The organism is Flagellimonas sp. MMG031 (genome assembly GCF_040112705.1).
Classification (GTDB): Bacteria; Bacteroidota; Bacteroidia; order Flavobacteriales; family Flavobacteriaceae; genus Flagellimonas.
This window is the reverse complement of the sequence record NZ_CP157804.1, coordinates 1,772,432-1,785,346: the sequence shown is the minus strand read 5'-3', so window position 1 is coordinate 1,785,346 and position 12,915 is coordinate 1,772,432. Positions and strand designations below refer to the sequence as shown.

The 12,915-nt window shown below is 43.9% G+C and carries 15 protein-coding genes; 6 read left to right on the top strand and 9 right to left on the bottom strand.

What is annotated here, in order from left to right:
* Positions 1-47: 47 nt before the first annotated feature.
* Both ABNE31_RS08045 and ABNE31_RS08040 read right to left on the bottom strand, forming a co-directional pair.
* Positions 48-572 (bottom strand): outer membrane beta-barrel protein, encoded by a 525-nt coding sequence (locus tag ABNE31_RS08045; protein ID WP_349352976.1) that lies wholly within the window; start codon positions 570-572, stop codon positions 48-50.
* A gap of 286 nt (positions 573-858) precedes the next feature.
* The gene (locus ABNE31_RS08040; protein ID WP_349352975.1) at positions 859-1,878 is read right to left on the bottom strand and encodes an AI-2E family transporter; all 1,020 of its coding nucleotides are present in this window, start codon (positions 1,876-1,878) and stop codon (positions 859-861) included.
* A gap of 266 nt (positions 1,879-2,144) precedes the next feature.
* Between ABNE31_RS08040 and ABNE31_RS08035 the strand changes: the two genes are divergently transcribed.
* Both ABNE31_RS08035 and xerD read left to right on the top strand, forming a co-directional pair.
* A complete protein-coding gene (locus tag ABNE31_RS08035; RefSeq protein WP_179385455.1) occupies positions 2,145-2,330 on the top strand; it encodes a CsbD family protein in 186 nt (61 codons plus the stop codon).
* 200 nt (positions 2,331-2,530) lie between these two features.
* Complete coding sequence (gene xerD / locus ABNE31_RS08030) at positions 2,531-3,436, top strand: site-specific tyrosine recombinase XerD (protein ID WP_349353036.1); 906 nt, start codon at positions 2,531-2,533, stop codon at positions 3,434-3,436.
* Here xerD and ABNE31_RS08025 read toward each other — a convergent pair.
* Positions 3,433-4,740, bottom strand: coding sequence for an NAD(P)/FAD-dependent oxidoreductase (locus ABNE31_RS08025; RefSeq protein WP_349353035.1), 1,308 nt, complete (start codon positions 4,738-4,740; stop codon positions 3,433-3,435). The two genes, xerD and ABNE31_RS08025, sit on opposite strands and share 4 nt — an antisense overlap.
* A 100-nt stretch (positions 4,741-4,840) precedes the next feature.
* On the opposite strand from ABNE31_RS08025, the gene ABNE31_RS08020 reads away from it, so the two are divergent.
* The 3 genes from ABNE31_RS08020 (at position 4,841) to ABNE31_RS08010 (ending at position 7,484) form a co-directional block, all read left to right on the top strand.
* Positions 4,841-6,268 (top strand): amidohydrolase, encoded by a 1,428-nt coding sequence (locus ABNE31_RS08020; protein ID WP_349352974.1) that lies wholly within the window; start codon positions 4,841-4,843, stop codon positions 6,266-6,268.
* 74 nt (positions 6,269-6,342) lie between these two features.
* Entirely contained in the window at positions 6,343-6,837 is a 495-nt protein-coding gene (locus ABNE31_RS08015; RefSeq protein ID WP_293285103.1) for an RNA polymerase sigma factor, read from the top strand.
* A gap of 2 nt (positions 6,838-6,839) precedes the next feature.
* Positions 6,840-7,484: a hypothetical protein gene (locus ABNE31_RS08010; protein ID WP_179385457.1), complete on the top strand. Its 645-nt coding sequence runs from the start codon at positions 6,840-6,842 to the stop codon at positions 7,482-7,484.
* Here ABNE31_RS08010 and ABNE31_RS08005 read toward each other — a convergent pair.
* Positions 7,481-8,302 (bottom strand): lysophospholipid acyltransferase family protein, encoded by an 822-nt coding sequence (locus ABNE31_RS08005; protein WP_293285099.1) that lies wholly within the window; start codon positions 8,300-8,302, stop codon positions 7,481-7,483. The genes ABNE31_RS08010 and ABNE31_RS08005 overlap by 4 nt on opposite strands.
* 40 nt (positions 8,303-8,342) lie before the next feature.
* Entirely contained in the window at positions 8,343-8,984 is a 642-nt protein-coding gene (locus ABNE31_RS08000; RefSeq protein ID WP_179385459.1) for a CoA pyrophosphatase, read from the bottom strand.
* Here ABNE31_RS08000 and ABNE31_RS07995 point away from each other — a divergent pair.
* Positions 8,983-9,708 carry a peptidylprolyl isomerase gene (locus ABNE31_RS07995; protein WP_349352973.1) on the top strand — a complete coding sequence of 242 codons (726 nt, stop codon included), beginning with the start codon at positions 8,983-8,985 and terminating at the stop codon, positions 9,706-9,708. The two genes, ABNE31_RS08000 and ABNE31_RS07995, sit on opposite strands and share 2 nt — an antisense overlap.
* Positions 9,709-9,734: 26 nt before the next feature.
* On the opposite strand, the gene ABNE31_RS07990 is transcribed toward ABNE31_RS07995, so the two are convergent.
* From ABNE31_RS07990 to ABNE31_RS07975, 4 genes are all read right to left on the bottom strand, one after another.
* Entirely contained in the window at positions 9,735-10,226 is a 492-nt protein-coding gene (locus ABNE31_RS07990; protein WP_349352972.1) for a hypothetical protein, read from the bottom strand.
* Between the two features lie 8 nt (positions 10,227-10,234).
* Positions 10,235-11,380: a hypothetical protein gene (locus ABNE31_RS07985; RefSeq protein ID WP_349352971.1), complete on the bottom strand. Its 1,146-nt coding sequence runs from the start codon at positions 11,378-11,380 to the stop codon at positions 10,235-10,237.
* Positions 11,381-11,576: 196 nt separating this feature from the next.
* Entirely contained in the window at positions 11,577-12,185 is a 609-nt protein-coding gene (locus ABNE31_RS07980; protein ID WP_293285093.1) for a trimeric intracellular cation channel family protein, read from the bottom strand.
* A gap of 2 nt (positions 12,186-12,187) precedes the next feature.
* On the bottom strand, positions 12,188-12,904 hold the full coding sequence (locus ABNE31_RS07975; RefSeq protein WP_179385464.1) for an RDD family protein: 717 nt from the start codon (positions 12,902-12,904) through the stop codon (positions 12,188-12,190).
* Positions 12,905-12,915 lie beyond the last annotated feature (11 nt).

The window sequence follows — 12,915 nt, the reverse complement described above, 5'->3', positions numbered from 1 at the left end:
GGTTTACTTGCAAGTTTTGGGGTTATGAACAGTTATTTTTAATTGATTTAGAACAAAAACAACAAGCCCACAGCAATCATGGAGTAGTCGTAATTGTCACTTATGGTTGTATAGGAAACATTCAATTCGGTGTTTCCGTTAATGTTGTATCCAATCATGGGGCGCACATAAAACCCACCATCGTTTCCTTCATTTATTCCAATGGCATAGCCCACATCGGCCCCTAACTTAAAATCGTAGGTAGGATAAAGTCGGAATGCAGCTGCCGCCGGGATATATTGGATATCCGGAAAATCAACTTCCACCGCAACCGGACCAATATCTTCGGTCGATGTGTTCCCAAAGGCATTCATAAATCCTGTGGCCAAACCTACATCCACCATTTCGGATACGGACCAGTGATATCCCAAATCGAGACCCAGCTCAAAATTGGAAAAATCGGAAATATCGCCTAGCGGCACACCAACATGGACTCCCGCTTTAAAACTTGTTCGGTCCACATGCTGTGCACTGGACAAATAACTGATGGCAACCATCGCTAGAATTGCCATTACAAAGGTTTTTTTACTCATGGTTGTATTTTTTCTACCTGAAAAACGCATGGATAACCAAAAAAGTACCTTTTGTAATATTTTTCCCATAAAATTCTTTCATTCTAAAATGCAGCATGGTTTGCTTGCCGAAAAGTAGCGAAATAAATCATGTTGGAAGTGGCCAATTGACGGATGCCCCTTTTGAATTGACCAATGCCCCTTCCCGATCAACAGAAGGGTTTTTGCAATTAGTTTTATGGTGTTGATGATAGCTATTCCAGCATGATGAAATCAAAAAATCGCTAGGAATAACCTCACATTTTGATCAGGGTTCGGTTTCTCCCTTTCCATATTCTCTTTTATAAATACGCACGATTACCAAAAACAGACTGACCAGCAACGGCCCAAAAATCAGACCTATAAATCCAAATAAAGGGATACCCACCAAAACCCCGATCAAGGTTACAAGTGGGTGAACATCATCGAGTTTTTTAAGGACGTACAACCGAATAAGGTTATCGGTAGATCCTACCACTATGGACCCATATAACAAGACACCCCAGGCCTGAAAATGATCTCCATTGGACAGGGACAACACAAATACGGGTAAAGTACCCAATAGGTTACCTACAAAGGGAATCATGGAACCAATGGTGACCATAATGGCCCAAAAAAGGGCATTGTCAACACCAAAAATCAGAAAACCTATTAAGGCCACGACCCCTTGTGCAAAAGCGACCAATGGAATTCCCAAGGTATTGGCACGGACAATTTCCCTTACCTCATCCCCGATTATCTTCAAATTATGATTTCCGATAGGTATGTACTCGTAAAGCGATTCGTATAACTTCTTTTGATTGGTGAGCATGTAAAACAATAGAAAGTACATTATGGAAATTGCTATGACCGCGTTAAAAGTACCGCCCGCAAGTCCCTGTAAATTTGAGGTAAGCCATTCCGTTACCGCAGAGGCATCCACTTGGGAAGTGAGCTTGAATCCTACGTAATCTTCGAGCGTTTGCAATTGGGATTTGATCATGGAGGTTATCTGCTCCGAATTTTCCGCGGCCTTACGGATTCTTTTCCCAAGCATAAAAAATGCTCCTGCTATGGGAAGTAGAATGATAAAAAAGGAGGTCAACATTAAAAGAATTGCAGACAATGTGGAATTCCATCCCTTGTCCTCCAATTTTTCCATGGGCCTTTTTAAAAGGACAAACAAAGTAATGGTACCTAGAATACCCGAGAAATAGGGAGCAATTTCCGAGAAAATCAACCCCGCCATCAAAAGAATCAAGAGAAGGATAAAAATCTGTCGTACTATTTTGGGGGGTATTTGTTTCATCTATTATCTGTAGGTTGTTACGATTGCTCGTGATTGAATCAGTTTAGGTAGATGGGCTTCATTTTTTTAATGACCATCACAAAACATGGCCAAATTGAAAAAACAAACATGATCGGCTTACCCCATTCAAGGTTTTTATTGCCCTTAAAACTATTTTAAGTTGGTTCAGAATATGCTATTGCGTTAACAATTAAAGGATTGACGTTAAATAATTTAAGCTTCACGCCTTAGTTTACTTACAGTATTAATCATTAAAAACAAAACATATGAATACTGATCAGCTAGAAGGCAAATGGAAACAAGTAAAAGGAAAGTTTAAACAAAAATATGGGGAGGTAACCGATAACGATCTTTCTTATTCCGAAGGAAAATTCGAAGAGATGCTCGGAAGGGTACAAGAGAAAACAGGAAAATCCAAAGAAGCATTAAAAAAGGAAATCGAAAGCTTATAATCCCCTTCCTTTTCTAATAAAAAGTCCCCGTCTCGCGACGGGTTTTTTATTTTAAAATCGATTTACCGTTGAGCCGAAGAATCTAAGTCAAATAATCATACCAGTATAAGCACAGATCCATAATCCATTTATCTTTAAACAAAATTGAACTACACAAAAATCAACCTTAGAGTACCATGGGTTGATATATATTTGTGATGATGAATTGGCAGCAGGCGATTAAGGATTATCAAAATTACTTAAAGATAGAGCGAGGGCTATCTCCAAACTCCATTGTGAACTACACCATGGATTTGGAAAAACTCCAAAGTTATCTGGACGAATTCTCCATTGCCGAAAAACCGGTCCATATTCGCAGGGAAACAGTTCAAGAATTTATTTACAGCATTGCCAAAGTGGTTACCCCGAGGACCCAGGCCAGGATAATTTCCGGTTTGAAAGGATTCTTTAACTATCTGGTTTTTGAGGATTACCGGGAAGACAACCCTATGGATTTGATCGAGACCCCAAAAATTGGACGCAAACTTCCAGACACCCTTTCCGAAACAGAAATCAACAGCCTGATTGCCGCTATCGACCTCTCCAAACCAGAAGGCGAGCGTAACCGGGCGATTATCGAAACCCTGTATGGCTGTGGTCTGCGTGTTTCCGAACTCATCAACCTCAAACTATCCGACCTTTATTTTGATGAGGATTTTATCCAAGTGACGGGTAAGGGCAACAAACAGCGCTTTGTTCCCATTAGCGGCATCAACCAGAAATACATCAACATATATCGAAATGAGGTGCGTGTACATTTGCCCATTCAAAAGGAACACGAGGATATTGTTTTTTTGAATCGAAGGGGCAAACAGCTAACTCGTGCCATGATTTTCACCATTGTAAAGCAACTTGCTGAAAAAGTGGGATTGCAGAAAAACATCAGCCCACATACCTTTCGGCATTCCTTTGCGACCCATCTACTGGAAAACGGAGCCGATTTGAGGGCCATTCAACAAATGTTGGGCCATGAAAGCATCACCACTACCGAGGTGTACATGCACGTAAACCGTTCACATTTAAGCAAGGTTCTTAATGAGTTTCATCCAAGGAGAAAAAAAGATTAATCACGCATTAAGGTATCCTTTTCCACTTTATTCTGTTTTTTAAACGGCCGGATTATCAATCGGGCCTCACGATCAAATCGGACATAATTGTACACCCAATTGATGAAGACCACCACGCGGTTCCTAAAACCGATCAGAAAATACAGGTGGACGAACATCCATACGAACCAAGCGAACACGCCTTGAAATTTAAACTTGGGCAAGTCTACAACCGCCTTGTTCCGGCCAACAGTGGCCATGCTTCCTTTATCTTTATAAACAAAGGGCTTCATGGATTTACCTTCAACCAGACGCACCAAATTATCCCCTAAATTTCTGCCTTGTTGCATGGCAGGCTGTGCCATCATCGGATGTCCATGCGGAAAAGCCTCGGTGGTCATTTGCGCCACATCTCCAATGGCAAAGATATTCTCGAACCCTTCCACTTGGTGAAATTCATTTACCCGCAACCTGTTGCCATGGCTCAGATAATTGCCCCCATCCAAACCTTTTAGGCTCACCGCCCTAACTCCTGCCGCCCAAACCAAGGTTTCCGCATCGAAAATGGTGTTGGTATTGGTGGTTATCCGTTTGCCATCATAATCGGTGACCCGAATATTTTTCCAAACGTTTACTCCCAATTCCTCCAAAAACTTCTCCGCTTTTCGGGAGGCTACTTCGCTCATGGCTGGCAGCAGCCTGTCCCCTGCCTGTACAAGGTTAATTTGTGCTCTTCTGGTGTCCAGATCAGGATAATCCTTGGGCAGGATTCCCTTTTTGATTTCGGCCAGGGCCCCGGCAAGTTCCACTCCCGTAGGCCCTCCCCCAACGATTACAAAGTTCATGAGGGCATCCCTTTCATGGAGGTCATCCGTTAAAAGTGCTTGCTCGAAATTCTCCAGGATAAGACTCCGTAAGTTTAGCGACTGCGGAATGGTCTTCATGGCCATACCCTTGGTCTCCAATGCTTTGTTTCCAAAAAAATTGGTTTCGGACCCAGTGGCCACGACCAAATAGTTATAGCCTATTTCACCGATGTTGGTCTTGACCAACTTGGCTTCTGTGTTCACCTCTTTCACCTGGGCCAATCGAAAATAGAAGTTGGGATATCCCTGCAATACCTTTCGGATAGGGTATGCAATCGAATCCGGTTCCAGCCCTCCAGTGGACACCTGATACAATAAAGGTTGGAAATTGTGGTAATTGTGTTTATCCAACAACACCACCTGTACTTCTTTCTTGCTTAATTTCTTGGCTAGTGCTATGCCCCCAAAACCGCCGCCTATGATAACGACTCTTGGAAAACTGGATTGAGGAATGTTCATGCTTGACATACCCACAAATTTACGTATTCCGCACTACAGCGACCCATGTCAGGATGGTTTTTTTGTATCTTTAGTGTCTAACTCAAAATAACTTCAACCGATGAAAAAACTTCTTCCCTTGGGTGCCCTATTACTACTATGCACCTTGTCCGTTAATGCCCAAAAAAAGAAAAATGATGTCCTAAAACAATTGGATGCTAAAGCTGAGACCTATAGCGAAATTGCCCACACTATCTGGAATCTTGCCGAAATGGGCTATTTGGAAGAAAAGAGTTCAGCACTATTGCAGGAGACCCTTGCTGCCGAAGGTTTTTCCATAGAAAAGGGAATCGCCGGGATTCCAACGGCATTTGTGGCCGAATATGGTTCTGGGTATCCTGTCATCGGCATATTGGGGGAATATGATGCCCTACCCGGACTCTCGCAAGAGGCGGTTCCAGAAAAAAAATCTGCTGGTGGAGAAGCTGGTCATGCCTGTGGCCATCACCTGTTCGGAACCGCATCCACAGCTGCGGCCATTTCCGTAAAGGATTGGATGAAAGCGAACAACATAAAGGGAACCATCCGCTTTTATGGATGCCCTGCCGAGGAAGGGGGCTCTGGAAAAGTATATATGGTGCGCGAAGGTGTTTTTGATGATGTGGATGTAGCCTTGCACTGGCACCCAAGTTCCGCAAATGCAGCAAGTGCAGGTGCCGCTTTGGCCAATAAATCGGCCAAATTCAGATTTTATGGCATTTCAGCCCATGCGGCGGCAGCACCACAAATGGGTCGTTCTGCATTGGATGGTGTGGAGGCAATGAACTATATGGTGAACATGATGCGAGAGCATGTACCGGAAGATGCCAGAATCCACTATGTCATCACCGAAGGCGGCGAGGCGCCCAACGTGGTACCCGATTTTGCCGAAGTATATTACTATGCGAGACACAATACCAGAGATGTGGTAGTCGATATCTTTGATAGAATGGTAAAAGCCGCTGAAGGTGCTGCTTTGGGTACAGGTACCACTATGGAATACGAAATGATCGGGGGAACCCACGAACTGCTTCCCAACCTTACTTTGCAAAAAATGATGCACGACAATCTGGTAAAGGTTGGCGGTATTACTTACACCCCAGAAGAGAAGGCATTTGCCGAAAAAATATCAAAAAGCCTGGGCAACGAAAGTCTGAACATCAAAGTTGCGGAAACCGTTCAACCTTATAAAGAAACCGCCGAAGCATTTGGTTCCACCGATGTTGGTGATGTGAGCTTTACAGTTCCCACAGCCGGTCTTGGAACGGCAACTTGGGTACCTGGAACGCCCGCACACAGCTGGCAAGCGGTTGCTGCTGGCGGCATGAGCATAGGTTCCAAAGGAATGATGGTTGCCGCAAAAACAATTGCATTAACGGCTATGGATATTTTTGAAAACCCCAAAACAGTGGAAGCGGCCAAAAAGGAATTGGAAGAGCGAAGGGGAAAAGACTTCAAATACGTACCTATGCTGGGCAACAGACCTCCAGCATTGGATTACCGCAAATAGTTTTTTTTGAAATTCCTTGTAACAAATCAACAGTTAGACATACTAATCAATAAAGCAAACTCACCAACCGTTTAGTGAACAAGGAACTGGAACATCGTTTTGTGACGGAACTTGAGGACAATCAGAACATTGTCCATAAGGTGTGCAGTCTGTACACCAATGACAAGGACTCACATAACGATTTGTTCCAAGAGATCACCATACAGTTATGGAAGGCGTACCCAAAGTTTCGGGGCGATGCCAAGTTCAGTACATGGATGTACCGTGTTGCATTGAACACGGCCATCACCCTGTACCGGAAATCCAAAAAAAGGGTAAAGACCCAGGATTTTGATTCGGTACTCTACAAAATCAAGGCCAAAGAGTACGACGATACGGAGGAACGCCAATTAAAACTCATGTACGATGCCATTAAACAGCTTGGCGACATCGATAAAGCATTGGTGTTTCTCTATCTGGAGGACAAAGACTATTCCGAAATAGCCGAAACCTTGGGTATAACAGAAGTGAATGCGAGAGTGAAGATGAGCAGAGTGAAAACAAAATTAAAAACAATTCTAAATCCGTGATTATGTTGGATGAACTGGAGCTCTTGAAAAAGGATTGGCAGAAGCGGGAGGCAGACCTTCCTAAGTTGTCTTATGAGCAGATTTACCCGATGATGAAGAAAAAATCATCATCCATAGTAAAGTGGATTTTTTATATCAGTATCATAGAATTTGTGTTCTGGGCGGGCATCAATATCATTTTCAGCGGCCCAGAGACCATGCAGGAATTGAAAGACATGCACATCTACAAAGTGGTCATGCTGCTAAATGTCTTCAACTACGCCATCATCCTTTACTTTATCTATAAGTTTTATACCAATTACCGAAAAATTTCCTTTACGGATTCATCCAGGGTCATGATGCGGACCATTTTAAAGGTAAAACGCACGGTGACCCAATACGTATGGTTTAACCTCATCATTTTTACGGTAAGTGCCATTATCTACGGATACGGTGTCCTGCTGTACACTCCAGAGGGTCAAGAAATCGTCCAGGCTGCGGCACAGGATGGGGACAGCACCGAGTTTTGGGCATTGATCATTATTACCTCCATTGCCCTTACGGCTGTAGGGCTCTTCATCATCTGGCTGTTCTACAAATTACTGTATGGAATTTTGCTGAAAAAGCTAAGAAAAAACTACAACGAACTTAAACGTCTGGAAGTCTAACCGTCTATTTTGCCCTTGTAGCTGTATCGCCTTTTTTGATTTTCCTCTTCATAGGCCAACAATTCTGCCTGTGGGATTACCTTTAAAAAGGAAGGATGTTGCTCAATGGCGTATTCCAACTTTTCCAAAATAGCTTCGATGGACTCATTATCGTAATCGATGTCCAAAGGTTCCTTGATGTGCATGGATTGGAGAATCCCTTTCTTTTTGACCCGAAGACCTTTTTTATCAAACGACCGGCGGAAACCATCGATCACTACAGGTACAACTACTGGTTTATACTTTTTGATGATGTGAGCTGTTCCCTTTCGAAGCGGTTTCCATGGTGTAGTGGTTCCCTGTGGAAAGGTGATTACCCAACCATCGTTGAGCGCCTTTCCAATATTGGAAATATCACTGAACTTTACCTGTCTGTTCACGTTTTGTCCATCAGCCCTCCAGGTCCGCTCAATACTGATGGAGCCAGCATAGGCTAGAATCTTCGTCAACAAGCTCTTTTTCATGGTCTCCTTTGCTGCAACATAATAAATGTTCAGTTTGGGGTTCCATAAATAGCCCAGGTTTTTGATGTTGTCCTCCCTACCGCTCAAACTGGCATTAAAAACATGGAACATGGCCACCACATCGGCGAAGTAGGTTTGGTGATTGCTTACAAAAAGAACATTGTTCTCCGGGAGGTCGCGAATAATTTGGGACCCCTCGATTTCCAAGGTATTGAATCCTTTATACCGCTGGTGCGTCATCATACCGGCTATTCGAATCAGCCATCTCTTTAAAAATAAAATATGACCAAAAGGATTTTTCTTGAACAGACCCATATTTTGTGTTGATTGTAACCGCAAATTTACGAAATCGCCATTAAAGCACTTGCCGCAAAAGCTCCTTGATCTCGCTCAACATCATAGCTGTGGCGCCCCAAACCGTATAACCATTTAATTTAAAGGCAGGTACGTTGATGTTTTTGGCATAGGAAGTACTCAAAATTTCTTGAATATGGTTGGCATCGTCCAGAAAATCCCTGAGATATACCTCTACCAAACGCTCCACCTCTGCCTCTTCTTTAATGAAGGGTTGCGGATTATGGTAAATCCCCATAAACGGCCTTACCAAAAAATTACTGGGCGGGATATACACCTCACTAAGCTCTTTGATCACCTCAACATCGCTTGGTGGCACCCCTACTTCCTCATGGGTTTCCCGGAGTGCGGTATCCATCAGATCTTTGTCTATCCGTTCCACCTTCCCGCCCGGAAAGCCTATCTGATTGGAATGGACGCCCTGATACACCTTACGAAGAATCAACAATAAACGTGTCTGCCGCTCTACATCAGGATAAAACAACGCCATGACCCCAGCCCGTTTGGGGTTCATGTCCTCCCATCGATTCTTCTTCAACCATTCGATTCGAAGCTCCGGGGACATTTTATGGTGCGATTGCTCCCCTGGAAGTGGGAGATTTTTTAATTTTAGGGCACTTTGACAAAATTCATTAAAATCCATGCTGTTGAGACAATCGGCTTTACCTGCAATCCTATTACTTTTTCTAATCGTTTCCTGCGGAGAATCCCCTAAAAAGGAAAAGGACAAAGTTGGGGAAAATATCGCAAAATCCGACACGGTCACCAAAACTCAGATAGATACGACCTCTATTGAAGAGGAAGAAGAAGAGGAACCCTTTCAGTTGACCGAGGAAAATGCCATCGACTTCTTTTTTGATTACTCCAAAAAGCTAAAAAAGGATAAGGTAAAGATTACTACCACCATGGGGAGCTTTACCGTGCAACTCTATGATGATGTACCCTACCACAAGGCCAACTTCATTTATTTGGCGAGACAAAAATATTTTGACAGCACCCAATTCCATCGGGTAGTTAAAGATTTCATTATTCAAGGAGGTAATTCCGATGACAAAAGAACGGCCCGGAAAAGAGGAAAAATCGGTCGCTATTTATTGCCGCCAGATGCAAAGAAGGGGCATAAACACCACCGGGGCACTATCTCCATGCCCAGCAGTGAACGTGACAACCCGCATAAATTGGCCTCTCCCTATGAGTTTTTTATCGTAGTGACCGACCCGGGGTCTTACCATTTGGACGGATCTTACACGCCATTTGGAAGGGTGATCGATGGGATGGATGTGGTAGATGCCATTAACAACGTTCCCGTAGGTGATGGAGACTGGCCATTCAAGAACGTCTATATCTTGAAAGCAGAGGTTCTATAGGTACACCCTACCCAACAATCCCCATTTTAGCCTTTTTTGAATCTATTCTTGAGCGCCAGCACATACAAGAACAGTACTGGCTTGGGTTCCATGGTCTTTGGGACTGATGTTTCTTTAATGGGTCTTCTTTCATAAATCGAAAAAAGTACCGCTACAATAATCAAGTTCTTCATGATGTACTGACCCACCAAGGTCAAGGACAAAGGTGCTTCCCCAAATACATCATCGGGAAAAAAGATAAGGGGCGAAAAGGTACAGACCATATGGGCCAGGGCCAAGAATACAGCTTGTCGTTTCCATAGCCCGAACAACAATAATAATCCCACGCCTACTTCCCAAGTTGCCAACACAAAAAGAGAAACCCTATCGGGAATAAGGCCCAGGGTGAGCTGGTGGATGGTGTTTTTTGCCAATTCTTCGGCAGGACTCAGGCTCGGGACAAATTTTAATGCCCCGAACCAGAGATATACAATACCCATTGAAATTGACAACAATCGCTTTTTGACGGTATCTCCCATAAAGTTTTTTAGTTATTGAATTCGTTCATGAGTTCGGGATCAACTTTCACCTTGTTGCTCGCAAAACGATAGGAAACCCCTACATTGATCAAATAGTCGGCAAAGGCGGCATCGCCCATTCTCGGCTCCCCTGTCATTTGTTGCGTCTCCAAATCGGTGACACTCTGCGGACGCTCCCGTCTCACAGCGAAAGGAACATTCAGGTTGAGGGCAAAATTACCCTTCATGAACGCGATTCCAGGGTCAATGGACAGTACATTCCCTGGCCTTCGAAATCCTTGGTTCCCTCCAATAAGGTCCTTTACCGGAACACCTTCATAGCGTGCGCCCAAGGAGGCCGATATGGTATTGCTCAGCGCATAACTAAATCCTCCCCTCACGGAAAACTGATCCGGAACGGCCATGATGGCTTCATTTTGCAGAATCGGGCTCAAGGTTTCCCTAAAGGTCCGGGTTCCATTCGTCTCCCTTGGGTTGATCAAATAAAAACCACCTCCGTAGGAAAAAAGGCGTTCGGCAATCTTTTGGTAAAACTGAAAATCCAAGGTAATCCCAAAACCGCCATCACCGGGTTGGATACTTTGGTCCACCGGCCTAACTTGGGGACCACCCTCGGGTCCAACATTGTAAAATATATCCGAAGCATTATAACTGCCTGTTGGCAGTTTAACCCCAAGTCCAACGGCAACGTTACCATTTTGGTGTTTTTCCAAATCGAAAAGCCAGTAGCCCACACCTACCCTGATATCCGCAAGACCTCTTGAAAAGGTGGTATTCCGCTCGTTCCTACCATGCTCGTAAAGCGAAGAACGCGTATTGATGACGGTTGGAATGGTAATGCTCGCATACCATCTATTGGAGATGCCATAGGTTAAAAAGAAGTCCCAGGAATGGGAGTGATTAATGACTTCTGTCTCGTTAGAGACCCTGTCCGGTTCCTCGTGGGTGCCTCTAAAGTGACGAAAGGACTTGAAATAGCGATAATTGCTACCAATTTGGATATCCCCGGGCCCCAAGAGATTGTTTTCCAAGGTGTTTCCCACACAGGAGGAAAAATGGCGAATGGCCACACAGCCCTGGGCTTTTATTGTTTGGATTCCAACAAATGAAATCACCCCTAAACAAAAAATGATTAATGATCGTGAAGTTTTCATACCTGACTTTTGATTGGTTGTGGGGCACGGATACCTACATCGCACTCCCATGGTTGTTACTAAATTTGCTCGGGAGCCAAAGTAGCGGTATACATCAATGATCGCGACTAACGAAATGGTAATAATGACTAATGGGAAGTTAATTGCACTAAGCAGGAATTAACCAACCTTGCGGAATGATTATGCAGAAACAATCCTAAATCCTTTTGTAGATGCTCGGTAAGCTTATCTTGAATTTGACCGCAAGCAATCTGAGGATGATGACAATTAGAATACCTGCGATATAGGCGAACTCCTCCTTAACCGGAAGTTGCACGATCAAAAAGTAGCTCAAAGCGCCCAAAATACAGGCTGTGGCATAAATTTCCTTTCTAAAGATCACTGGAATTTCGTTGCACAAGATATCTCGGATCACCCCACCAAAACAGGCCGTCATGGTGCCCAGGAATACGCACATGATAGGCAAAAGCTGTGCTTCCAGTCCTTTTTCGACACCTACCATGGTGTAAAGTCCAATACCTATGGTATCGAAAAGGAAGAGGGATTTTCTCAAATATTTAAGCTTGTTCACAAAAATAATGGCAAAGACCACCGAAATAAATATGGTGATCACATAGGTTAGGTCGTGCATCCAACCCACGGGAGTATTGCCTATCAAAAGATCGCGCAAGGTTCCACCACCAATCGCGGTCACAAATGCAATGATCAGCACCCCAAACAGGTCCAAACGTTTTTCCATAGCGACCAACACGCCTGAAATAGCAAAAGCGATCGTACCCAAAATATCGATGGTGAGGTAGAGCATAGTTACATGTTTTGTGTGTAGTAGTTGTAATCGTTGATGATCACATCCACGAATTCAATCGGTTTTAATGCGGTTTGAACGCCCAAGACTTTCTTGATGCGAGCATCCAACGAGACGATGATATTATGATTGCCATCACGTTTGGCTTGATCATAAAGCTCCTTAATGGTCCGCATTTCGCTATCCTTAAAAACGGTTACCTGTGGGAAGGTGGGTTGATAGCCATCGGGCAGCTCTCTGAGCAAGGTGTCGTTTAGCGACACCCTTTTTTTCTCGCTGATCACGGTGGTACCCGCCGCAATATCTCCGATACGCTGTCCTTTGCCACGTATCAAAATAGTGAGTACAGCGGCACCCCCCGAGGTGAGCGACACATCGATGATCCGCAGGGCCCATCGTACAAAATAATTGCCAAAATTGGGCTTGGAACCGTCCAACTTTACCACGCGGAGGTTCATAGCTCCTTTTCCGATGGTTTTTCCGTCCATCAAAGTCTCCAACAGCAAATAGTAAAAAAAAGCCGGGAGGGAAAGTATCAAATAAAAGGCCCACTGGTCATCGATATCGATATCCATCGAAACCAAAAGAACAATGATCAAAATAGAGTAGCACAGGATAATAAAGCTATCGATGATGTACGCCAACATGCGCTCTCCCAAATGCGATGTGTTTTGGCTGATGGTTATATTTTGGGCCGTTTCTATTTGAAATTGTTCCATATTTTAGTTTC